The organism is Rhizobacter koreensis, from assembly GCF_013366375.1.
Taxonomy (GTDB): Bacteria; Pseudomonadota; Gammaproteobacteria; order Burkholderiales; family Burkholderiaceae_C; genus Schlegelella_A; species Schlegelella_A koreensis.
Map to the genome: position 1 here is coordinate 80,792 of NZ_JABWMJ010000007.1, position 22,009 is coordinate 102,800.

Consider the following 22,009-nt stretch of genomic DNA (forward strand, 5'->3'; position numbering starts at 1 on the left):
GGACCAGGAACGGGAAGCCGGCGATGTTAGCCACGCGCCGCCGGACGGCCGCCCGCTCAGTGCAGGCGTGGCGGCGGACGCCGGCCGAGCTCGGCCAGCCGCGCGCGGATCGCCGGCGCGTCGGCGGCACCCGGCGCGCCGTCGAGATAGGCGCGCAGGTCGGTTGCGGCCGCCTCGGTGGCCCCCAGCTCGGCCTGCGCGAGGCCGCGGTCGCGGCGCTCCTCCCAGGCGTCGGGCGCGACGATGACGAGGCGCTGCGTGACCGCGAGAAAGCGCGCCCAGTCGCCCGAGCCGCGATGGATTTCCTTGAGGTTGCGCAGCACCCGCACGACGATCTCGCGCGGCGTCGCCGAGCGCAGCAGCAGTCCGAGCGGCGCGTCGATCGAGCCCGGCGTTCCACGCCCCCCGCGGTACGGCGCGAGCATGGCGTCGAGCTCGTCGCGCGACAGCGACTGGCCGCTGAACGGGTCGATCACCACCTCGCCCTGCGGCATCTTCACCTTGACGAGAAAGTGGCCCGGAAAGGAGACGCCGCTCGCGTGCAGGCCGATGTGCGTCGCGAGCTCGACGTAGATCAACGCCAGCGTGATCGGGATGCCGCGCCGGCTCTCGAGCACGCAGTGCAGGTAGCTGTTGCGGCAGTCGTAGTAGTCGTTGACGTTGCCCGAGAAGCCGAGCTCGCCGAAGAAGAAGCGGTTGAGCCAGCGCAGGCGCTGCAGCGGCACCGCGTCGGCCGGAATGCGCGCCTGCAGCCGCAGGCCGAGCGCGTCGATGTCCGCGAGCACCGCCTGGATGTCGAGCTGCGGGTACTCGTCCTGCGCGACCGCCGCCGCCGCCTCGATGACCGAGAGCGACGCGTCGTCCGCGACCAGTGCGGCGAAATACTCGAGCGCGCTGGGGGCGGTGAACGTGATGGGCGTCGACATCCGCCCGATTTTAGGCGCTCGGAGGTGCCGGCGCGCCCCGGGGGCATGCAGGATCGATGCCCGGCGCGCGGATCACGCGCGCCGCATGAAGCTGCGCAGCCGGATCCCGGTCGCGAGCAGCGCGCCGAAGTAGACCAGCGCGGCGCCGCCGAGGCACGCCGCGAGCCAGCCGACGCGCGCCGCTTCGCTGCCGAGGCCGGTCCAGTCGATCGAGCGCTCCGCCAGGTGCAGCAACAGGCCGAGCAGCGCGCTCGCGAACACCACGCGCGCGGCGAAGCCCAGCCAGCCGGCCACCGGCTGGTACCAGCCGCCGCGACGCAGGCCGACGAACAGCCAGCCGGCATTGATCACCGCGCCGAGGCCGACCGAGAGCGCCAGGCCCGCATGTCCGAGGCGCGGCACGAACAGCAGGTTCATCAGCTGGGTCAGGATCAGCACAATCACCGCGATGCGGACCGGCGTGCGCAGATCCTGCCTTGCGTAGAAGCCCGGCGCGAGGATCTTCACGCCGATGAGACCGAGCAGGCCGCAGCCGTAGCCCATCAGCGCGAGCGCGGTCATCTGCACCGCGTGGGCGTCGAACGCGCCGCGGTGGAAGAGCGACGCGACGAGGGCGCGCGGGAACACCAGGAGCGCCACCGCGCACGGCAGCGCGAGCAGCAGCACCAGGCGCAGACCCCAGTCCAGGAGCCCCGAGAACGCCTCGTGGTCGTCCTTGGCGCGCGCCGCGGCGAGCTGCGGGATCAGCACCGAGCCGAGCGCGACGCCGAGCAGCGCGGTCGGGAACTCCATCAGGCGGTCGGCGTAGCCGAGCCACGACACCGCGCCGACGCCCTGGCGCGACGCGATCTGGGTGTTGATCAGGACCGAGAGCTGCGCCACCGAGACGCCGAGCAGCGCCGGCGCCATCTGGCGCAGGACACGGCGCACGCCGGGGTGGCCGAGCGCCGCCCGCACCGCGCCCAGGCGCCAGCCGATGCGCGGCAGGCAGCCGATGCGGGCGAGCGCAGGGAACTGGATCGCGAGCTGCAGCACGCCGCCGAGCATCACGCCGATCGCGAGCGCATAGACCGGCTCGATGCCGTGGCGACCGAACATCGGACCGAGGCCGAGCGCGCCGACGATGAACGCGACGTTGAGCAGCACCGGCGTCGCCGCCGGGACGGCGAAGCGCTTCCAGGTGTTGAGGACGCCCGCGCTCAGCGAGACCAGCGAGATGAGCCCGATGTACGGAAACATCCAGCGCGTCATCACCACCGCCTGGTCGAAGCGCGCGAGGCCGCTCGCCATCAGCAGCACGACGAGAGGCGCGGCGATGACGCCGACGATGCAGGTGACGAGCAGCACCCAGAACAGGATCGTCGCGACCGAATCGATGAGGCGCTGGGTCGCGGCGTCGCCTTCGAGCGTGCGCGTGTGGGCGAGCACCGGAACGAACGCCTGCGTGAACGCGCCCTCCCCGAACAGGCGGCGCAACAGGTTCGGAATGCGGAACGCGACGTTGAACGCGTCCATCGCGGCGCCGGCGCCGAACATCGAGGCGACGACGACCTCGCGGGCGAGCCCCGTGACGCGCGAGACCAGCGTGAACAGCGAGATCGTCGAGGCAGCCCGCAGGAGATTCATGAGGAAAGGGCGCGGGCCGACGCGGCGGGCTCGGGTCGAAAGGCGGCGGATTATAGGGAGCCGTCACCTCGGCCCGGGGCTCCGGGTTTGCCGAGCCAGCTAGGGAATGCTAGAATCGCGGTCTTTGCGGAAAGTCCGCAGTCAACAGAACCCACGAGAGACCGGCCCGACCATGGCTACAGCGACCAAAGCGAAGAAAACCGTCCGTATTGCATCGGGCCTCAAGCGCGCCCGCCAGGATGTCAAGCTGAACGCCGCCAACACCGCGCTCCGCTCGCACTTCCGCACCGTCATCAAGAACGTGCAGAAGGCGGTCGACGCCGGTGACGCCGCCAAGGCCACCGAGCTCTTCAAGGTGGCCCAGCCGGTGATCGACTCGATCGCCGACAAGGGCATCTTCCACAAGAACAAGGCCGCGCGTCACAAGAGCCGCCTCGCTGCCAAGGTGAAGGCGCTCGCCGCACCGACGGCTTCGGCCTGATCTTCCGCGCGGCGCGCCGCGCCTTGCCCTTGAAAAGGCCCGCAGTGCGGGCCTTTTGCATGGCTGGTCGCGCCATGCGGCACGTCCGCCCGCGACGCGCCTCCCGAGCCGCGCGCCGCGCGGCCGCGGCTCAAGCTCGAACGTGCATCGCGGCGACGCGCGGCGAAGGCGCGCGTCGCGGCCGCCTGCCAGTTCACCCGGGCGCGCCGCCCTCGGGCGGCCGCGGCCGCTCCGTCTCGCGCACCGTGAGGTCGTTGTCGCGGGCGAAGTTCATCACGAAGTCCCACGCCATCGGCTCGAGGTCGCGCAGCGCCTCGCTGACGATGACGCACTTGATGCCGTCGATCACGCGCGGCACGCAGTACGGCGAGTAGCCGATGAACGAGGCGTAACTGCGCGGGCCGGCGCCCGGGCGGAAGCTCGACATCGCGCCCGCGAGACGTTCGGCCCAGTCGCTCGGGCGGAATGTCGCGCCGGTTCGGGTCACGCCCTGGATCACGAATTCACGCGGCTGCGCCATGGATCGGTTCGAAGTGGTTGCGGCCTTGGGGAGCGCAGCTCGAAAGCGACCATTGTGCCGGCCCCCTATTGGCTGCGCCGACGAGCGGTCGACGCGCCCGGGAGGAGGACGACACGGCCGTAGAATCCGCCCTCCTGCGGACCCTGGCGTCCGCTCCTTGTCCATCGCCCGCGGAGCCGCCCATGAACGCGCCCGAGAAAGTGCCGCTCACCTCGCCCGAACCGCACGTGATGGCGACCTACGGCCGGCTGCCGGTCGCGCTGTCGCACGGCGACGGCTGCTGGCTCTACGACGTCGACGGCAAGCGTTATCTCGACGGCCTCGGCGGCATCGCCGTCAACACGCTCGGCCACAACCACCCGAAGTTCGTTCCCGCGCTGCAGGAGCAGGTCGCGCGAATGATCCACAGCTCCAACTACTACCTGGTGCCGCTGCAGGAGCAGCTCGCCGCGAAGCTCTGCGAGCTGTCGGGCCTGAGCAAGGTCTTCTTCTGCAACAGCGGCCTCGAGGCGAACGAGGCGGCGCTCAAGATCGCGCGCAAGTTCGGCCACGACCGCGGCATCGAGCGGCCCGAGATCATCGTCTACGAGGCGGCCTTCCACGGCCGCTCGATCGCGACGCTCTCGGCGACCGGCAACCCCAAGGTGCAGGCCGGGTTCGGGCCGCTCGTCGAGGGCTTCGTGCGGGTGCCGCTCAACGACGTCGCGGCGATCGAGCGTGCCGCCGTCGAGCGCCCGAACATCGTGGCGGTGTTCCTCGAGGTGATCCAGGGCGAAGGCGGGATCCGTCCGACCACGGTCGAATACCTGCGGGCGGTGCGCCGCGTCTGCGACGAGCGCGGCTGGCTGCTGATGCTCGACGAGGTGCAGTGCGGCATGGGGCGCACGGGCAAGTGGTTCGCGCACCAGTGGGCAGGGATCGTCCCCGACGTGATGCCGCTCGCCAAGGGCCTCGGCTCGGGCGTGCCGATCGGCGCGCTGGTCTGCGGGCCGAAGGCGGCCGACGTGTTCGGCCCCGGCAACCATGGCACGACCTTCGGCGGCAACCCGCTCGCCATGCGCGCCGGCGTCGAGACGCTGCGCATCATGGAAGAGGACGGCCTGCTCGAGAACGCCGCGCGAATCGGCGCCGAGATCATCGACGGGCTGCGCCAAGGCCTCGACGGCGTGGCCGGCGTGGTCGACATCCGCGGCCAGGGGCTGATGATCGGCGTCGAGCTCGACCGACCGTGCGGCGCGCTGCTCGGCCAGGCCGCCGAGGCCGGGCTGATGATCAGCGTGACCGCCGACCGCGTCGTGCGCCTCTTGCCGCCGCTCGTGATGACGAGTGCCGAGGCGCGCCAGCTCCTCGAGATCCTGCTGCCGCTGATCAGGGGCTTCCTGCAAGACGCCCGGACCGCATGACGCTCAAGCACTTCCTGCAGTTCAAGGACTTCAGCGCCGACGAGATCCGCCACCTCTTCGCGCGCACCGCGCTGATCAAGCGCCGCTTCAAGAGCTACGAGGCCTACACGCCGCTGGTCGATCGCACGCTCGCGATGATCTTCGAGAAGGCCTCGACGCGCACCCGCGTGAGCTTCGAGGCCGGCATGTACCAGCTCGGCGGCTCGGTGGTCAACCTCACCTCGAGCGACAGCCAGCTCGGCCGCGCCGAACCGATCGAGGACACCGCGCGCGTGGTCGGCCGCATGGTCGACATCGTCATGATCCGGACCTACGAGCAGGCCAAGATCGAGGCGTTCGCGGCGCACTCGCGGGTGCCGGTCATCAATGGTCTGACCGATGAGTTCCACCCCTGCCAGATCCTCGCCGACGTGTTCACCTGCATCGAGCAGCGCGGGTCGATCGACGGCAAGGTGGTGGCCTGGATCGGTGACGGCAACAACATGGCCAACACCTGGGCGCAGGCCGCGCAGCTGCTCGGCTTCACCTTGCACGTGAGCACGCCGCCCGGCTACGAGCTCGACCTCGCCAAGGCGGGCGTCAGCGACGCCGGTTGCGTGAAGCGCTTCGCGACGCCGCTCGAGGCGTGCCGCGGCGCCGACGTCGTGACCACCGACGTCTGGACCAGCATGGGGTACGAGGCCGAGAACGAGGCGCGCCGCATCGCGTTCGCCGACTGGCGCGTCACGCCGGCGCTGATGGCCGCGGCCAACGCCGGCGCGCTCTTCATGCACTGCCTGCCCGCGCACCGCGGCGAGGAGGTCGACGCCGAGGTGATCGACGGCCCGCAGTCGGTGGTCTGGGACGAGGCGGAGAACCGCATGCACGTGCAGAAGGCGCTGCTCGAGTACCTCGTGCTCGGCCGGATCGACTGACCGCCCGGCGCCGCGCCGACGGCCCGATGCCTGCGCACCTCGATCGGCACGGCCTCGACGCCGCCCCCCGCCGTGCGGCGACGGCCCGTCTGGCCCTGACGGCCTCGCCCGCGCGGCGGTCATGACCGCACGCCTCTTCATCAGCTATCGCGCAAGCGATGGTGCCGACAAGGCGACGGCGCTGGCACGCGATCTCGAAGAGCTCTACGGCGACGAGCAGATCTTCCTCGACAAGGACGACCTCGGCGCCGGCGTGCCGTGGCGCGCCGAGGTGGCGCGCACGCTGCAGGCGCGGCCGATCCTGCTGGTGCTGGTGACCCCCGACTATCTCGGCGCGACCGACGCCGAGGGCCGGCGCCGCATCGACGACCCGCGCGATCCGACGCGCATCGAGCTTGCCGACGCGCTCGCGGCCAACGCGCACATCGTGCCGCTGATGTGCGACGGCGTGCCGGCGATCCCGGCATCGGCCGACCTGCCGCCGCCCTTCGACCAGCTGCTCGAACGCACCTGGCGGCGCCTGCGGGCCTACGACTGGCGCGAGGACTTCGCGCGGCTGGTGCGCGACCTCGATGGGCTCGGCCTCGAACGGCTCGGCGCGGGCGGCGGTGCCGCGACGGCGGCACTGGCGGCGGCAGCGAGGCGCCGCCGCCTCGTGGTCGGTGCGGCCGGGCTCGCGGTCGTGACGGCAGGCGCGGGCGGGTGGCTCTGGCTGCGCAGCCGGCAACGCGACCTCTCGGGCCGCTGGCGGGTGCGCATCGGCGCGCGCGGCGCGACCACCGCACGCACCGCCGACGCGATGCTGGTCGACGTGGTGCACGACGGCGCGACGATCCGCTTCGCGAGCGGGCCGGTCGACATCCGCAACGATCCCGACTGGCGCGACTACCGCGCGTTCTGGCGCCAGCGCACCGGCGCCGATCTCACGCACGTGCTCTATCGCGCCGACGGCGAGGTGCTCACGCAATCGGGCGAGCCGATCGGCGCCGCGGTCGAGCGCGGCGCGCTGCTGCGCGTGACCGCAGCGCTGCGCGTGCTCACCGAAGCCGGCGGCGAGCCGATCGACAGCGGGAGCTTTCGCGGCACGGTCGAGGACGACGACCGCCGCATTCGCGGCCGCCTCTGGCTCAACAGCGAGCAGGCCGAGCGCGTGGTCGAGCTGCGACGCGACGGCTGAGGCTACCGGCGACGCACGGTCGCTCAGCGTGACGCGACCACCACCGTCTTCGCGGGGGCCTTCGCTGCGGGAGCGAGCGCCATGGCCGCGGCGGCGAGCCCTTCGACCGGCATGTGCTTCTCGCGCCACTCGGGCATGCCGCCGCGGAACCAGTAGACCCTGGTGAAGCCGGCGGCGACTGCCGCCTTCGATGCCTTGTACGACTTCCAGCACTCGGGCCCGTTGCACAGGAACAGCGTCGGCTTGTCCTTGGCCAGCTTGGCAAGCGCGCTGAAGTCGTCCTTGGACGCGTCGAAGTCGATCTCCTTGAGGCTCTTCTCGACGTAGGGCACCGAGATCGCGCCGGGTACGTGCTCGTTCTCGAACTCCTTGGTCGTGCGCGTGTCGACGATCACCACGTTCGACCTGGCGAGTTCGGCGACCTGCTCGGCGCTGACGCGCTGCGCGCCCTTGAGCGCCTCGGGCGTCGTGATGCCGAGCGAAGCCACGTAGGTGAACTGCCTCGCGGTGTCGGCGCTCGCCAGCTTGAAGCGCCCGACGCCGGTGATCGCGCCGTCGGGCGAGTTGATCCACGCCGCAAGGCGTGCGCAGTGCTGCTCGCAGAAGTCCTTGCGCACGACGAGGCTCATGCCGCCGGGCACCGGACGCGTCGTCTTGAGGATGCGTGCCTTGCCGGGGTTCTCGGCGAGCCACTGCTTGGCCTGGGTCTCGTCGGCGACGGTGACGTCGGCCATGTCGAACGACAGCGCCACGAGGCCGCCGCCGCTGGTGTTGCCGTAGATCACCTTCGAGAAGCCCGCGAGCTTGACCCCCGAGTCGGTGAGCAGGCCCTTGGCGACGTAGCTGCGCAGCGAGTCCTGCTGCGGCAGATAGATCCGCTTGCCGGCGAGCTTGTCCATGCCGCCGATGTCGGTGCGCGCCACCAGCACGTAGGTCTGCTCGCGGCCGCTGGTCGCGAGCAGCCGGTACTGGTGCAGCGTCGCCGACGCGGTCGCGTGGGCCGGCGCGATGATGATCTCGTTCTCGACGGTTCGCGTCGCGCGCAGCACGTCGGCCATCGTCGAGGTCTGGGTGATCGTGGTCGCGCTGCCGAGCGCGCGGCCGAGCGACTGCGACGGCGCGAGCGAAGCGCTCAGCAGCACGTTGCCGGTCGAGTCGGCCGGGTCGACGCCGAGCAGCACGCGCACGTCGGCGAAGGTGACGGCGGGCAGTGCCAGCAGCGCGCTCGCGAAGGCGACACCGCGCAGCAGGCGGGAGGAAATAGCAGGCATGAACAGCTCCTGGTCCGGGCCGTTTTCAGCCCGCGCGGAGCTTAGGTCGCTGCCTTACGCCGTGCCTGCCGAGGCCGGAACGCGTGTGAACACAAATTCACAACGCGTCCGGTTTCGGGTTTGAACGGCGCGCTCAGCCGATCTTTACCGGGACGAAGATCTTCTCGCCGTCGCGTTGGACGAGGAGAGCGACGTTCTTCGGCTTGCCGCCGAGCACCTTGCGCACGGCATCGACCGACTCCACCGGCTTGCCGTTGATCGACAGCAGCACGTCGCCCGGCACCACGCCCGCCTTCGCCGCCGGACCGGTGACCTGCTCGACCACCAACCCTTCGTCGACATGAGCCTGACGGCGCTCGTCGCGCGTCAGCGGGCGCAGGGCCAGACCGAGGTGGCCGCCCTCGCCGGGCGCGGTCGCCGAATCGGCCGACGCCGTGGCGGCGTCGTCGGCACCGCCGAGGCGCGCCTCGATCACGCGCTCGGAGCGGTCGCGCCAGACCTTGAGCTTGACGCGCTCGCCGGGTGCCGACATGCCGATCACGCTCGAGAGCGCGCCCGAGCGCGTCACCGGCTCGTCGTTCACCGAGAGGATCACGTCGCCGGGCTTGAGACCCGCGGCCGCCGCCGCACTGTTCGGCGCCACGCTGGCGACCAGCGCGCCGTCGAGACGGCTGAGCCCGAACGATTCGGCGAGCACCTGGTTGAGGTCCTGCACCGCGACGCCGAGCCGCCCGTGCGACGCCTTGCCGGTGGCGACGATCTGATCCTTGACCTTGAGCGCGACGTCGATCGGTATCGCGAACGACAGGCCCTGGAAACCGCCGCTGCGCGAATAGATCTGGGCGTTGATGCCGACCACCGCACCGCTGCCGTCGAACAGGGGACCGCCCGAATTGCCGGGATTGACCGCGGCGTCGGTCTGGATGAACGGCACCACGGCGTCGCCCGGCAGCGAGCGGCCCTTGGCGCTTACGATGCCCTGCGTCGCGGTCTGCTCGAGCCCGTACGGCGCGCCGATCGCGAGCACCGGATCGCCCACCTCGATCTGCTTCGGATCGCCGAGCCGGACCGTCGGCAAGCCCTTGGCGTCGATGCGCAGCACCGCGATGTCGGTGGTGGTGTCGATGCCGAGCACCTTGGCGGCGTACTCGCGGCGGTCGCTCAGCTTGACGGTCACTTCCTTCGCCTCGCGAACGACGTGCGCGTTGGTGAGGATGAGACCGTCGCTCGTGACGATGAAGCCCGAGCCCATGCCGCGGAACGGCTGCACCGCCGGGCCGCCGCGGCCCTGGAAGCCGGGCATGCCGCGGAAGAACTTGAAGAACGGATCGTCCTCAACGCCGGGCGGCAGGCCGCTCTCCTCGGCGGTGACCTTGTGGACGCCCTCGACGCTGATGCCGACGACGGCGGGCGCCGACTGCTTGACGATGGCCCGGTAGTTCGGCACCAGGGCACCGCCTGCGACCGGCGCCGGAGCGACCGCGGCCGGCGTCGTCGGCGTGCTGCTGGCGGGCGCCAGTGCGACCTGCGTGGCGGTGGTGGCGGACGCGGCGTTGGCGTCGCCGCCCCTGATCCAGTGCGGAACCAGGTTGAAGGCGCCGGCGGTGCCGACGACCAGCACGCCCGCGGTGGCGAGCGCGGCAGCGAGGGGTTTGAACTTCATGAGCATCTCCAGCGTGTTGGGTGCGCCACCGTGGCGCTCGACGCTGAAGATAGGGATGCCGGGTTAGGACTCCATGAGGCGAGGGTTAAGTGAGCGTTAAGGCGTCGACTGCAGACGCTCGCGCTCGTGCCGAAGCAGTGCCGGCCCTCAGGCCGACGCGGCGCTCACCGGTTCGAGCGTGCGCCCGAAGCGCACGCTGACGCGCAAGCCGCCAAGCGGCGCGTCGCCGAGCTGCACGGTCGCGCCGTGGCGTTCGACGATGCGCTGCACGATGGCGAGGCCGAGGCCGCTGCCGGTCTGGTCGGCCGAGCGGCGATAGAAGCGGTCGAACACGCGCTCGCGGTCGGCTGCGGGGATGCCGGGGCCGGCGTCGTCGACGTCGAGGGTTGCGGCGCCGTCGGCGCTCGCGACGCGGACCTCGACGCGCGCGCCCGCCGGCGAGTAGCGCGCCGCATTGTCGACGAGGTTGCGCACCAGCACGCCGAGGGCGGCGCGGTCGCCGTCGACGTGCACCGGAGCGTCAGCGAACAGCTCGAACTCGACGCCCCGCGAGACGGCGAACGCCAGCGTCGCTGCGATCGCGTCACGCGCGACCTCCGCGAGGTCGACGCGCTCGAACGGTGCGCCGGGCGCGCCCGGCTCGTTGCGCGCGAGCTGCAGCAGTTGCTCCACCAGCCGCCCGGCCCGCTCGATGCCGACGCCGAGCGCGTCGAGCGCCGCCGCGCGCTCGTCCGCCGACGCGGTGCGGCGCAGCACCGCGAGCTGGAGCTTGAGCGCGGTGAGCGGCGAGCGCAGCTCGTGCGCAGCGTCGGCGACGAACGCGCGCTGGCCCTCGAGCGATTCGCGGAGGCGCTGCAGGAGCCCGTTGAGCGCGTGCACCAGTGGCGCGATGTCGTTCGGCAGATCGTCGGTGCCGAGCGCGGCGAGCGACTGCTCGTCGCGCCGCCGCACCTCGCCGGCCACGCGGGCGAGCGGCGCCAGCGTCGCGCCGCTCAGCCACCAGACGCCGAGCGCGAGCAGCGGCGTCACCAGCAGCAGCGGCAGCACGCTGCGCAGGGCCGCGCGCGCCGCCAGCCGGTGCCGGATCTGGAGCGGCTGCGCGACCTGGATCACGCGGTCGCGCGTCGCCACGCTGAAGGTGCGCCAGACCTGCCCGCGCACGTCGACGTTGGCCAGGCCGAGCAGCGCGCGCGCCGGCAGCGCGGCGTGCGGCCGGGACGCGTAGATGCTGCGGCCGTCGACGGTCCAGATTTGGATCACGAAGTCGAGGCTCTCGTCCGCCAGCGGCCCGGCCTGCGCGCTCGCGATCTCGCCCTGGTCGCGCAGCGAGAGCGCCATCTGGCGCAGCTGGTAGTCGAACAGCGCCTCGGTCTCGCCGAGCACGTTGCGATAGGCGACCAGGCCCATCACGAGTGCGCTCGCGACCAGCATCGCGAGCATCGCGAGCACCAGGCGCAGGCGCAGCGACATCGCCCGAAGCCGCGCGCCTGCGCTCAGGCCGGCGTCGCGCCGGACGTCGCCGAGCCGACGAAGTAGCCGACGCCGCGCACCGTCTTGATGAAGTCGGCGCCGAGCTTGCGCCGCAGCTGGTGCACGTACACGGAAACCGCGTTGCTCTCGATCTCCTCGCCCCAGCCGTAGAGGCGATCCTCGAGCTGGGCGCGCGAGAGCAGCGCGCCGGGTCGTGCGAGCAGCGCCTCGAGCACCGCGAACTCGCGCGCCGAAAGCAGCACCGGCACCCCGTGGTGCGTGACCTGCCGCGTCGCGGGGTCGAGGCTGACGCCGCCGTACTCGAGCGTCGGCTGGGCGCGCCCCGCGTGGCGGCGCAGCACGGCGCGGATGCGCGCGGTGAGCTCGTCGAACTCGAAGGGCTTGACGATGTAGTCGTCGGCGCCAGCGTCGAGCCCGGTGACGCGCTCGCCGCGGGCGTCGCGCGCGGTGACCACGATCACCGGCGTGGCGTCGCCACGCGCGCGCAGCGCACGCAGCACGTCGAGGCCGTCGCGCACCGTGTCGCCACCCGGAGCCCGCTCGGCCGGACCGAGGCCGAGGTCGAGCAGGACGAGGTCGAAGCGCTCGGTGGCCAGGGTGCCGAGCGCCGCCGGCGCATCGCGCACCCAGTCGACGGCGTAGCCTTCGGTGCGCAGCGCGGCGCGCAGGCTCTCGCCGATCATGCGGTCGTCTTCAACCAGCAGCAGGCGCATCGGGGTGTCGGGGCGGCTGTCGGGGCCGGAGCATACGCGGCCGAGCCGCCGCTTCGCTCGACGCACGCGCGCCGGCTAAGCTCGGCGGGCCACGTTGGATCGCACGCGCAAGCGCGACGCGGCGCCGTCCGGCAGCCCCGGCGCGCAGCCGTCATCGCTCGGCGGCCGCGCGCTCGAAACCGGGCGCGAGGTCCTGTCGAGCGGACGGCCCGACCCTTGCTCGCCACCCGAGACCTGCCCGAGAGCACCCGATGCCAGCACCCGCCACCCGCCCGAACGCCGCCGACCCGCAAAGCGCCGCGCCGAGCCGCCCCCGCGTCGTCGTCATCGGTTGCGGCTTCGGCGGCATCGAGGCGGTGCGCGCGCTCTCGGGCGCGCCGGTCGAGATCACCCTCGTCGACCGCACCAACCACCACCTGTTCCAGCCGCTGCTCTATCAGGTGGCGACCGCGGGCCTGAGCGCGCCGGCGATCAGCGCGCCGATCCGCCACGTGCTCCGGCGCGAGATGCGGCGCGGCAACCTGACCATCCTGCAGGCCGAGGCGCATGCGATCGACGTCGCCGCGCGCACGGTCGACATCGGCGCCGAGGCGCTGCCCTACGACCACCTGATCGTCGCCGCGGGCGCGACGCACAGCTACTTCGGGCACCCCGAGTGGGCCGCGCACGCACCGGGGCTGAAGACGCTCGCCGACGCGCTGTCGATCCGCGCCCGCATGATCGGCGCGTTCGAGCACGCCGAGCGCTGCACCGACGAGACCGCGCGCGAGCCGTGGCTCACCTTCGTCGTGATCGGCGGCGGCCCGACCGGCGTCGAGATGGCCGGCACGATGAGCGAGATCGCGCAGCACACCCTGCCCGCCGAGTTCCGCCGCATCGACTCGCGCCAGACCCGCGTCATCCTGCTCGAGGGCTCGCCGCGCGTGCTCGGCGCGTTCGTGCCGCGGCAGTCGGAGCGCGCCCGCGAGCACCTCGGCAAGCTCGGCGTCGACGTGCGCACCGGTTGCCGGGTGACCGCGATCGACGCCGACGGCGTCACCTACACCGGCGACGAGGCGAGCGGCGGCGCCGAGCACCGCATCGCGAGCCGCACCGTGATCTGGGCCGCCGGCATCGGCGGGGTGCCGCTCGGCGCCGCGCTCGCGAAGAGCGCCGGCGCGACGCTCGACCGCGGCGGCCGCATCGTCGTCGAGCCCGACCTCAGCCTGCCCGGGCACCCCGAGATCGCGGTGGTCGGCGACCTCGCCGCCGCGCGCAGCCATGGCCGCGGCGAACCGACGCCGGTTCCGGGCGTGAGCCCTGCCGCCAAGCAGATGGGGCGCTGGGCGGCGGCAAACCTGCTGCGGCGCCTCGCCGGCGAGCCGACGCGGCCGTTCCGCTACATCGACTACGGCAGCCTGGCAACCATCGGTCGCAAGGCGGCGGTGGTCGACCTGCCGCTGCCGGGCGGCCGCGCGCTTCGCTTCAGCGGCCTTCCGGCTTGGCTGTTCTGGCTGTTCGCGCACATCTGGTTCCTGATCGGCTTTCGCAACCGCCTCGTCGTGCTGCTCGACTGGGCGTGGGCGTACATGACGTACGAGCGCGGCGCGCGCGTGGTCGCCGAGGCCGACGGCGCACCGCCGCCGTAGCGCCGAGTAGGCGCGCCAGCAGCGAAAAGCGGCAAAGGCACCGGGGGCGGCACCGGCGAGCGGCGTCGCGGGGCATCAGGCCATGCCGATCGGGTCGGCGGCGCGGTTACGCTAGCGCCCCACCCGTTGTCGAACGCGCCATGGACCCTCGCCCCATTCCTGCCCGCCTCGAAGCCGTCCGTGGCGCCCTGCGCCGCCGGGGTCTCGCCGCGCTGCTGGTTCCGTCGAACGATCCGCATCTCTCGGAGTACCTGCCGGCGCACTGGCAGGGACGGCGCTGGCTCTCGGGGTTCACCGGGTCGATGGCAACGCTGGTCGTCACCCTGGAGCGCGCCGCGCTGTTCGCCGACAGCCGCTACTGGGTGCAGGCCGAGACCGAGCTCGCCGGCAGCACCGTCGAGCTGGTGAAGATCGGCTCGGCGGCGGCGCCCGCGCACGTCGACTGGATCGTCCGGCACGTCGGCGCCGGCGCCCGCGTCGCGGTCGACGGCGACGTGCTCGCGCTCGGCGCGGCAGCGGCGCTGCGCGACCGCCTCGGCGCCGCCGGCATCGGGCTCGAGACCGGCGTCGACGTGCTGGGCGAGGCATGGCCGGACCGTCCGTCGCTGCCGCAGGCGCCGGTCTACGAGCACCTGCCGCCGCATGCCACCGAAACACGCGCCGCGCGCCTGGCGCGCGTGCGCGAGGCGATGCGCGACGCCGGTGCGACGCACCAAGTACTGTCCACGCTGGACGACATCGCTTGGCTGCTCAACCTGCGCGGCGCCGACGTCGAGTTCAACCCGGTGTTCCTGGCGCACCTGCTGCTCGCGGCCGACGCGGCGACGCTGTTCGTCGACGCTGGCAAGGTCGACCCCGGGCTGCGCGAGCGGCTCGCCGCCGACGGCGTCGAGCTGGCGCCCTACGAGGCGGCCGCCGCTGGGTTCGCCGCGCTGCCCGCGGGCGCGACGCTGCTGCTCGACCCGAAGCGCGTGACGCTCGGCATGCGCGAGCGGGCGAGCGCGCCCGTGATCGAGCGCATCAACCCGAGCACGCTGATGAAGAGCCGCAAGAGCGCGGCCGACGCCGCCCACGTGCGGCGCGCGATGGCCGAGGACGGCGCCGCGATGTGCGAGTTCTACGCGTGGCTCGAGGCGGCGCTCGCCGACCCCGGCCGCGAGCCGATCACCGAACTGACGATCGACGAGCGCCTCACCGCCGCGCGGGCGCGCCGCCCCGGCTACGTCGGCCTCAGCTTCGCGACCATCGCTGCGTTCGGGCTGAACGGCGCGATGCCGCACTACCGGGCGACGCCGGCATCGCACGCGACCATCGCCGGCAGCGGGCTGCTCCTCATCGACTCGGGCGCGCAGTACCTGGGCGGCACCACCGACATCACGCGGGTCTGGCCGATCGGCCGGCTTTCCGACGCTGAGCGCCAGGACTACACGCGCGTGCTGAAGGGCACGCTGGCGCTCAGCCGCACGCGCTTTCCGCGCGGCACGCCGGGGCCCATGCTCGATTCGATCGCGCGCGCGCCGCTCTGGGACGCCGGGCTCGACTTCGGCCACGGCACCGGCCACGGCGTCGGCTATTTCCTCAACGTGCATGAGGGGCCGCAGACGATCTCGCGCAGCCCGGCCGACCCATCGACGGCGATCGAGCCGGGAATGATCACCAGCATCGAGCCCGGCGTGTACCGGCCCGGGCGCTGGGGCATCCGCATCGAGAACCTGGTGCTGAGCGTGCCGGCGGCGAGCCTCGACGGCACCTTCGGCGAGTTCCTCGAGTTCGAGACGCTGACGCTCTGCCCGATCGACACCCGTTGCATCGAGCACGCACTGCTGCGCCCCGACGAGGTGGCCTGGCTCGACGACTACCACGCGACCGTGCGCGAGCGTCTCGTGCCGCTCGTCGACGGCGCGGCGCGCGACTGGCTGATCGAGCGGACGCGGCCGATCGGCTGAGGGCCCGCGCCCGCGCGCAGCCGCGCGTGCCGGCGGCCGCGCCGAAATCTTGCAACGTTTGCCTCGCGGGTCGGCTCGGCCGCGTCACGTCGGCGCGCCCGCCGGCCGGTGCGTGCGCTCCAGGTCGAACCGCGCACCCCGCCGCTTGCGGCGTTCAGCCCCCGAGGCGCCGCACCACCGCCGCCTGCAGGTCGAGCGCGTTGGCGGCCGCCGCCCCGCTGGTGGTGTTGTCGAAGATGCACCAGCAGGCGACACCGCCCCGCGCCGTCTCGACCACCGCATCGGCCCAGCGCTCGATCTGCTCCGTGGCGTAGCTCGATCGGTAGACCTGCGGCGAGCCGTGCCAGCGCCAGTAGGCGAGCGCCGCCGGGCCGGCGTCGCGCGCGACCAGGGGTTCGGCGGCGGCTTCGACCCGCGCCGGGTCGGCGCCGACGCGGTTGATGGCGTGCGCGCCGAGCAGCGCGCCGGCCTCGGGCGTGAACCAGCCGGCATGACGCGGCTCGCAGACCACCGTGCCGGCGTGGCGCGCACGCAGGCTGCCGAAGAAGGTGTCGGCGACGGCCCGCTCGAATTCGAGCGAGCCCGGCAGCTGCACCAGCAGCGGCCCGAGCCTGGCGCCGAGTTCGCCGACGTCGCCGAGAAAGTCGTCGAGCAGCGCCTCGCAGTCGACGAGGCGCCGGTCGTGGGTGATCGTGCGCGGCAGCTTGGCGGCGAAGCGAAAGCCGGCCCCGGTCTCGGCGACCCAGCGCGTGAACGTGCTCCGCCGCGGGCGGCGATGGAAGGTCGCGTTGATCTCGGTGCCGGCGAGCACGCCCGCGTAACGCGTCAGGTGCGGTCCGGCGCCGGGAAAGCGGTCGGCGGCGGTGCGCGGGATCGCCCAGCCGGCGGTCCCGATCACGATCGGCAGCACGTCGGCCGCGCGAGCGGCGCCTTCGGGTTCAGGCATGCGGCGGCTGGCTCGCGCACGTTGCGGCCGCGAGCGCGCCGCTTCGCCCAGGGACGCGCGGCGCCGGCGCGAGCGGGCAGCGCCCGCGGTCCGGCCCCGGCCTCACGGCTCGACATGCCGCATGCCGAGCACCGGGCCCGCCGGCCGATTCGTGCACGACCGCACGCCGCCGCCGGCGCGTGCGCGGCCATCGAAACGCCGCTCAAGCTCCGCGAGGCCCGGCCGAAATCGAGACGTCCCGGCCATCCGCAGGGAGTGCCGCCCTTCCGGGTCCGGCCCGAACGAGCAACCGCCTTCATGGACTTCTTCGACAACAACAGACTCCTTGCCGGGATCGCAGGCTTCCTGATCAGTGCGCCGCTGCTCTGGCTGTGCGCCGAAATCGGCGCCGCCGCGCGCGAGCGCTCGGCCAACGTCGCACGGCGCCTGCGCGCGTCGAGCATTCTGATCGGCACCGGCGCGCTCTGGTGGCCGGGTCACGTCGCCGCCGAGCGCGACCCGTTTGCCGGCAGCAGCGTCGGCATCGCCATCGTCGGCGCGATGCTCGCGGCGACGCTCGCGTTCCTGGCGAGCGCGACCGCCGGCGCGGCGACCCGCAAGACGCTGCCGTCGTTCGTCGGCCTCGGCGCGGTCACGCTGCTGGTCGCCTACGCGCATTCGCTCTTCGCCGCGCCGGGCGTCGTCCGCGCCGCCATGCTCGGCGTGTCGTGGGCCCCGCTGCTCGCGGTCGGCGTGCTGAGCGTCGCCCTCGTCGCGCTGCACGTCGACGGCCTCGGCGGCAAGCGCGCCGCGCTGGCGCGCCTGGGGGCCGCGGCGGCCGGCGCACTGACGCTCGCGTTCGCGACCACCTCGGCCACCAGCACCAGCATCGTCGGCGCCGCCGCAGTCACCGAGTGCCTGCTGATGCTCGCCCTGATCGCGATGGCGGCGGTGCTGCTGCACACGCTCGGCCAGTCGAACGTGCGCGACGGCCCGGCGACACGCCGCTCGGTCACGCCGCCGCCGACGGTCGATTCGCTGACCCAGCTGCCGACGCGCGTCTACTTCGAGGACCGCCTGGCCGCCGCGGCGACCAAGTGCGACGCCAGCGGCAGCCGCCTCGCCCTCCTCTTCATCGACCTCGACGGCTTCAAGCCGGTCAACGACACCTACGGCCACAGCATCGGCGACCTCGTCCTCGAGCAGGTCGGCCAGCGCCTGAAATCGATGTCGCGCGGTCGGGACGTGGTCGCGCGGGTCGGCGGCGACGAGTTCCTGCTGCTGCTCAGCAACGTCGCCACGCAGGAGTCGGTGGCCCAGGTCGCGACCCGCCTCATCGACGGCCTGAGCCTGCCGTATGCGGTCGACGGCCGCGAGGTGATGATCTCGTGCTCGGTGGGCATCGCGCTCTACCCGGACGGCTGCAGCCACCAGAAGCTGATCGCACGCGCCGACGCCGCGATGTACTCGTCCAAGCGAGCCGGCGGCTCGAACCACTGCTTCTACTCGCCGGCCATGGACGCCGACGCCGAGGCGCAGTTCGACCTGCTGCGCGACCTGCGCAAGGCGCTCGCTAACAACGAGCTCGAGCTGTTCTACCAACCGAAGATGGACGCCACCAGCGGCAAGGTCACCGCGGTCGAGGCGCTGCTGCGCTGGAAACACCCGACCCGCGGCACGCTGCTGCCGGGCGTGTTCGTGCCGATCGCCGAACGCTCGGGCCTGATCGGCGCGATCGGCAACTGGGTCATCGAGGACGCCTGCCGCCAGAGCCGCGCCTGGCGCGACAAGGGCCTGCGCATGCGCGTCGCGATCAACCTGTCGGCGCACCAGATGCGGCAGGACGACATCGTCGAGCGCATCACCGGCGCGCTCGAGCACTACCGCATCCACCCGTCGCTGATCACCTGCGAGATCACCGAGTCGGCGGCGATGGAGGACACCAAGATGACGCAGGCGACGTTCCGCCGCCTCGGCGAGCTCGGCGTGCACCTCTCGATCGACGACTTCGGCACCGGCTACTCGAGCCTTGCCTACCTGCGCAAGCTCCCCGCCGAGGAGCTCAAGATCGACCGCAGCTTCATCATGGACCTCGAGCACAGCGCGGACGCGCGCGCCGTGGTCGATGCGGTCACCAAGCTCGCCCACGCACTCGGGCTCAAGGTGGTCGCCGAAGGCGTCGAGAACCAGCGCCAGCAGCAGATCCTCGAATCCATGCACATCGACGAGCTGCAGGGGTTCCTGTTCGCCAAGCCGATGTCGGGCCGCGCCCTGCTGCTGTGGGCGATGAACGACCGCAGCGAATCGGCGGTGTTCAAGCCGTCGCTGTTCTCGGAGACGCGCAGCTCGGAAGAGATCGCCTGACGCGGAGCGCCTCAGGGCGCTGCGCGAGACGCTTCGGGCGATCGGGCCGGAAGGCAAGCGGCGCGATGCGGACCCCGTCCGCTCGCGCCGTTCTCCGTGTGTGACAGCGGCCGAACGCGGGGGGCCGCCGCGCTGCGGTCAGGCGCCCTGCCGCTCGAGGCGCGCCGCGAGCGCCTGCGCCAGCGTCTCGGTGCTGTCCTGCAGGTGGGCACGCGTTTCGTCGCTCACGTCGGGCCGCGCGGCGACCGCGCGCAGGCGGGCGAGCAGCGCGTTGGCCTGCATGCGCACCAGGCCCCGGGTGTCGGCACGGGTCGCCGAAGCGGGCCGCAGCAGCACGTTCGAGACGCGGTTGACGTAGTCGCGCTGCAGCTCGCGACGCAGCGAGGGGATCTCGCCGCCGATCGCGAGCTCGCTCCAGACGGCCTGGGTGACCTGCGCGTAGAGCTCGCCGAGACGGAGCGCCCGGCCGGGGCCGCTCGGCGCCTTCTCGGCGCTGTCGAGAAGGCGCGTCGCCACCGTGTCGCTGAGCAGGGTGCCGAGCAACGCGCGCTGCATGTCGAGCACCTGCTGCGACAGCGAGTAGTCGGTCGCGACCGCGACCTCCGAGCCGCGAACGGCGTCGCCGCGCTCGAGGAAATCGGCGCCCAGGCGGCGCTGCAGCGCCGGCGAGATCCTCAGGCTGTCGGGCGCGAGCAGGCTCTTCGTGATCAGCTCGAGCGCGGCACGCTGCTGCTCGGCGGGCACCGGCGTGAGCGGATCGCGACCGGTGCCCGGCAGGTCGCGCACGGTGCGCACCCCGCCGATCTGGCGCACCAGCACGTTGCCGGCGCGGGCAACGTCGCGTACCGCGAAGCTCACCGAGCGGCGCAGCAGGTTGTAGTCCTGCCCGGGGCGCAGCTCGCGCGTCTCCTGGCGGCTCAGCAGCTCCTGCGCGATCGAGATGCGCTTCCTCGCGAAGGCGACGACGTCGCTCCCGAGGTCGAACTGCAGCGACTCGGGATCGACTCCGAGGTAGTGGTCCTCGTCGGTGCCGAACGCGAGCAGCGGCTCCGAACTGCGGCTCGCGATGCGTTCGAGCTCGCGCCGCTCGCCGTCGGCCGTCAGTGCCGGGTCGAGCGGCTTGTAGGCGTACTCGATGGCCCAGTAGTCGTAGGGGCCGAGGGTGCGGCTGAACGGCACGCCGTACGACGCACGCGGCTGCGCCGGGCCGCCGAGGTTGATCGGCGCGTACTCCATCACCGAGCCGGCGACGCCGTGCTCGGCGGTGAATGCTCGGTCGGCGAGCTGCTCGGGCGTGTAGACGCGCGAGGCGCGGAAGTTGTGGCGCAGCCCCAGCGTGTGCCCGACCTCGTGCATGGTCGTGCTCTTGAGGAAGTCGTGGATGAAGCGCTCGGTCTCCTCGCCGCCGAGGTCGAGCTCGCCGCGCGCTTCGAACACGTCGAACGCATAAGCCATCTGCTCGGCAGCCTGGCTCGCGTAGGTGCACCAGTCGGCCGGGCGCGTGCCGGTGTGCAGCGGCGCGTCGATCGCGGCGAGCGCGCTGCCGCGCTCGCCCGGCGCCAGGATCTGCTCGCGCACCGCGCGCAGGTCGCGCGAGCCGAAGCTCTCGATGCTGATGTCGGCGTCGAGGATCTCGCCGCTGCGCGGGTCGACGTGGCTCGGGCCGATGGCGAGAAAGGTCGGCGCCGCGTTGGTGACCCAGCGGATCGACGCGCGGCCGAAGTCGAGCGTGTCGAAGTCGGCGTCCTCGGGCTGCACCTCGACGCGGATCGCGTCCTTGAAGCCGATCCGCTCGAACGCCTTGTTCCACTCGAGCACGCCTTCGGTGATCGCGGCGCGGTACTTGTACGGCACGCTGCGGTCGAGCCAGTAGACGATCGGCTTGACCGGCTCGGAGCGTTCGGAGCTCGGGTCGGCCTTCTCGAGGCGCCAGCGGTTCACGTGACGGCGCCGGGCCGAGCGCTCGAGGTCGTTTCCGTAGTCGACGACGCTGCTGTCGAAGAAGCCGACCCGTGGATCGGCCCGGCGCGGCTGCATCGGCGCGTCGGGCACGCGCCCGATCGAGTAGTGCACCGTCATGAACAGGCTGCGCGGGTCGGGCAGGCTGCGCGGCGCCGACGGGCCCGCGGCACCGCCGGGCGTGGGGACGCTGATCGAGCCGGTCGCGAAATGGCTCAGCACCTCGAGCACGACGAGGTCGGCGCCGGCCCGCACCTCCGTGATCGCCGAGTTGCGCGGGTCGAACGCGTAGCTCTGGCGGTACGCGCGCTGCAGGTCCATGCCCAGGCTCAGCAGGTCGGCCATGAAGACCGCGTTGGCCTCGATCAGCACCGCCTTGCGCTGCGGCTCAGGCGCGCTCGCCACCGCCGCGCTCGCCAGGAGGCTCGGCGAGTAGGCCGCCTCGACGGCGCGCGCCTCCGGCGTTCCGGCCGCAGCCGTGTAGCCGACGTTGCGCCAGAGCAGCTGGATCTGGTTGTGCACGCGCCGGAACTCGACGATGCCGCTGGCCGCCATCGAGCCGCCGAGGAAGCTGCGCTCGCCGATGCCGGTCTTGAGCTTGGCCGAGAGGAAGAACGGCCGGTTCAAGTCTTCGGGTGCGACCTCGAGCCAGACCTTGTCGTCCTTCTGCCAGACCGCGAACAGGCCCTCGCTGCGCCGGGCGCCGCGCACCACGTCGGCGAACGGCCGCAGGTTGCTGCTCGCCGGTGCCGGAGCGGTCGCCGCACCGGGGGCGCGCAGGGCGCCGGCGTCGGCCGGCCGCGTGTCGGGCGCCGCCATCGGCACCGGAATGCCGATGCTCGCGCATCCCGTGAGGGCGCCGGCGCCGATCGCGACGAGCGCCGACACCAGGCGAGTGGGAGACGTTCGCAAGCCGTACCTCTGCATGCGTCGATCGTCGCGCGGCCGACCGTCCGCGTCGAGCCGGGGCAGCCCCGAGGCCGCGCGCCGGCGTGTCGTTTG

Annotated in this window: 16 protein-coding genes; 7 read left to right on the top strand and 9 right to left on the bottom strand. The window is 72.6% G+C overall.

All coding sequences use genetic code 11. The features are described 5' to 3' along the window. Positions 1-56 precede the first annotated feature (56 nt). The gene (locus tag HQN59_RS15355; protein WP_176069999.1) at positions 57-926 is read right to left on the bottom strand and encodes a SirB1 family protein; all 870 of its coding nucleotides are present in this window, start codon (positions 924-926) and stop codon (positions 57-59) included. Between the two features lie 72 nt (positions 927-998). After that, on the bottom strand, positions 999-2,552 hold the full coding sequence (murJ, locus tag HQN59_RS15360; protein ID WP_176070000.1) for a murein biosynthesis integral membrane protein MurJ: 1,554 nt from the start codon (positions 2,550-2,552) through the stop codon (positions 999-1,001). 172 nt (positions 2,553-2,724) lie between these two features. Here murJ and rpsT point away from each other — a divergent pair, with 172 nt between their 5' ends. Then, a complete protein-coding gene (gene rpsT, locus HQN59_RS15365; RefSeq protein ID WP_176070001.1) occupies positions 2,725-3,033 on the top strand; it encodes a 30S ribosomal protein S20 in 309 nt (102 codons plus the stop codon). A gap of 193 nt (positions 3,034-3,226) precedes the next feature. Here the strand turns inward: rpsT and HQN59_RS15370 are convergent, their stop codons facing one another. Beyond that, positions 3,227-3,553, bottom strand: a complete 327-nt coding sequence (locus tag HQN59_RS15370) for a DUF3579 domain-containing protein (protein WP_176070002.1) — start codon at positions 3,551-3,553, stop codon at positions 3,227-3,229. A gap of 182 nt (positions 3,554-3,735) precedes the next feature. Here HQN59_RS15370 and HQN59_RS15375 point away from each other — a divergent pair, with 182 nt between their 5' ends. The 3 genes from HQN59_RS15375 (at position 3,736) to HQN59_RS15385 (ending at position 7,047) form a co-directional block, all read left to right on the top strand. Next, entirely contained in the window at positions 3,736-4,956 is a 1,221-nt protein-coding gene (locus tag HQN59_RS15375) for an aspartate aminotransferase family protein (protein WP_176070003.1), read from the top strand. Then, positions 4,953-5,870, top strand: coding sequence for an ornithine carbamoyltransferase (gene argF / locus HQN59_RS15380; protein ID WP_176070004.1), 918 nt, complete (start codon positions 4,953-4,955; stop codon positions 5,868-5,870). The genes HQN59_RS15375 and argF overlap by 4 nt, the downstream gene beginning before the upstream one ends. 121 nt (positions 5,871-5,991) lie before the next feature. Next, a complete protein-coding gene (locus HQN59_RS15385; protein ID WP_176070005.1) occupies positions 5,992-7,047 on the top strand; it encodes a toll/interleukin-1 receptor domain-containing protein in 1,056 nt (351 codons plus the stop codon). A gap of 23 nt (positions 7,048-7,070) precedes the next feature. On the opposite strand, the gene HQN59_RS15390 is transcribed toward HQN59_RS15385, so the two are convergent. The 4 genes from HQN59_RS15390 to HQN59_RS15405 form a co-directional block, all read right to left on the bottom strand. Then, positions 7,071-8,318 (bottom strand): rhodanese-like domain-containing protein, encoded by a 1,248-nt coding sequence (locus tag HQN59_RS15390; RefSeq protein WP_176070006.1) that lies wholly within the window; start codon positions 8,316-8,318, stop codon positions 7,071-7,073. A 133-nt stretch (positions 8,319-8,451) separates the two neighbouring features. Then, on the bottom strand, positions 8,452-9,981 hold the full coding sequence (locus tag HQN59_RS15395; RefSeq protein ID WP_176070007.1) for a Do family serine endopeptidase: 1,530 nt from the start codon (positions 9,979-9,981) through the stop codon (positions 8,452-8,454). Between the two features lie 147 nt (positions 9,982-10,128). Continuing rightward, positions 10,129-11,451 (bottom strand): ATP-binding protein, encoded by a 1,323-nt coding sequence (locus HQN59_RS15400; RefSeq protein ID WP_176070008.1) that lies wholly within the window; start codon positions 11,449-11,451, stop codon positions 10,129-10,131. A gap of 23 nt (positions 11,452-11,474) precedes the next feature. Next, entirely contained in the window at positions 11,475-12,185 is a 711-nt protein-coding gene (locus tag HQN59_RS15405; protein ID WP_176070009.1) for a response regulator transcription factor, read from the bottom strand. A 251-nt stretch (positions 12,186-12,436) separates the two neighbouring features. Between HQN59_RS15405 and HQN59_RS15410 the strand changes: the two genes are divergently transcribed. Then, on the top strand, positions 12,437-13,813 hold the full coding sequence (locus tag HQN59_RS15410; RefSeq protein WP_176070010.1) for an NAD(P)/FAD-dependent oxidoreductase: 1,377 nt from the start codon (positions 12,437-12,439) through the stop codon (positions 13,811-13,813). Between the two features lie 140 nt (positions 13,814-13,953). Continuing rightward, on the top strand, positions 13,954-15,759 hold the full coding sequence (locus HQN59_RS15415; RefSeq protein WP_176070011.1) for an aminopeptidase P family protein: 1,806 nt from the start codon (positions 13,954-13,956) through the stop codon (positions 15,757-15,759). A 154-nt stretch (positions 15,760-15,913) separates the two neighbouring features. Here the strand turns inward: HQN59_RS15415 and HQN59_RS15420 are convergent, their stop codons facing one another. Then, positions 15,914-16,705 carry a DUF72 domain-containing protein gene (locus HQN59_RS15420; protein WP_176070012.1) on the bottom strand — a complete coding sequence of 264 codons (792 nt, stop codon included), beginning with the start codon at positions 16,703-16,705 and terminating at the stop codon, positions 15,914-15,916. 297 nt (positions 16,706-17,002) lie between these two features. Between HQN59_RS15420 and HQN59_RS15425 the strand changes: the two genes are divergently transcribed. Further along, the gene (locus tag HQN59_RS15425; RefSeq protein WP_176070013.1) at positions 17,003-19,048 is read left to right on the top strand and encodes a putative bifunctional diguanylate cyclase/phosphodiesterase; all 2,046 of its coding nucleotides are present in this window, start codon (positions 17,003-17,005) and stop codon (positions 19,046-19,048) included. A gap of 138 nt (positions 19,049-19,186) precedes the next feature. On the opposite strand, the gene HQN59_RS15430 is transcribed toward HQN59_RS15425, so the two are convergent. Then, positions 19,187-21,895 (bottom strand): zinc-dependent metalloprotease, encoded by a 2,709-nt coding sequence (locus HQN59_RS15430; RefSeq protein ID WP_342451217.1) that lies wholly within the window; start codon positions 21,893-21,895, stop codon positions 19,187-19,189. Between the last annotated feature and the right edge of the window lie 114 nt (positions 21,896-22,009).

Coding starts and splice junctions, on each gene's coding strand:
- HQN59_RS15410 (WP_176070010.1), top strand. CDS start 12,437: ATGCCAGCACCCGCCACCCGCCCGAACGCCGCCGACCCGCAAAGCGCC.
- HQN59_RS15415 (WP_176070011.1), top strand. CDS start 13,954: ATGGACCCTCGCCCCATTCCTGCCCGCCTCGAAGCCGTCCGTGGCGCC.
- rpsT (WP_176070001.1), top strand. CDS start 2,725: ATGGCTACAGCGACCAAAGCGAAGAAAACCGTCCGTATTGCATCGGGC.
- HQN59_RS15395 (WP_176070007.1), bottom strand. CDS start 9,981: ATGAAGTTCAAACCCCTCGCTGCCGCGCTCGCCACCGCGGGCGTGCTG.
- HQN59_RS15400 (WP_176070008.1), bottom strand. CDS start 11,451: ATGTCGCTGCGCCTGCGCCTGGTGCTCGCGATGCTCGCGATGCTGGTC.
- HQN59_RS15355 (WP_176069999.1), bottom strand. CDS start 926: ATGTCGACGCCCATCACGTTCACCGCCCCCAGCGCGCTCGAGTATTTC.
- murJ (WP_176070000.1), bottom strand. CDS start 2,552: ATGAATCTCCTGCGGGCTGCCTCGACGATCTCGCTGTTCACGCTGGTC.
- HQN59_RS15375 (WP_176070003.1), top strand. CDS start 3,736: ATGAACGCGCCCGAGAAAGTGCCGCTCACCTCGCCCGAACCGCACGTG.
- HQN59_RS15390 (WP_176070006.1), bottom strand. CDS start 8,318: ATGCCTGCTATTTCCTCCCGCCTGCTGCGCGGTGTCGCCTTCGCGAGC.
- HQN59_RS15425 (WP_176070013.1), top strand. CDS start 17,003: ATGGACTTCTTCGACAACAACAGACTCCTTGCCGGGATCGCAGGCTTC.
- HQN59_RS15405 (WP_176070009.1), bottom strand. CDS start 12,185: ATGCGCCTGCTGCTGGTTGAAGACGACCGCATGATCGGCGAGAGCCTG.
- HQN59_RS15370 (WP_176070002.1), bottom strand. CDS start 3,553: ATGGCGCAGCCGCGTGAATTCGTGATCCAGGGCGTGACCCGAACCGGC.
- argF (WP_176070004.1), top strand. CDS start 4,953: ATGACGCTCAAGCACTTCCTGCAGTTCAAGGACTTCAGCGCCGACGAG.
- HQN59_RS15420 (WP_176070012.1), bottom strand. CDS start 16,705: ATGCCTGAACCCGAAGGCGCCGCTCGCGCGGCCGACGTGCTGCCGATC.
- HQN59_RS15385 (WP_176070005.1), top strand. CDS start 5,992: ATGACCGCACGCCTCTTCATCAGCTATCGCGCAAGCGATGGTGCCGAC.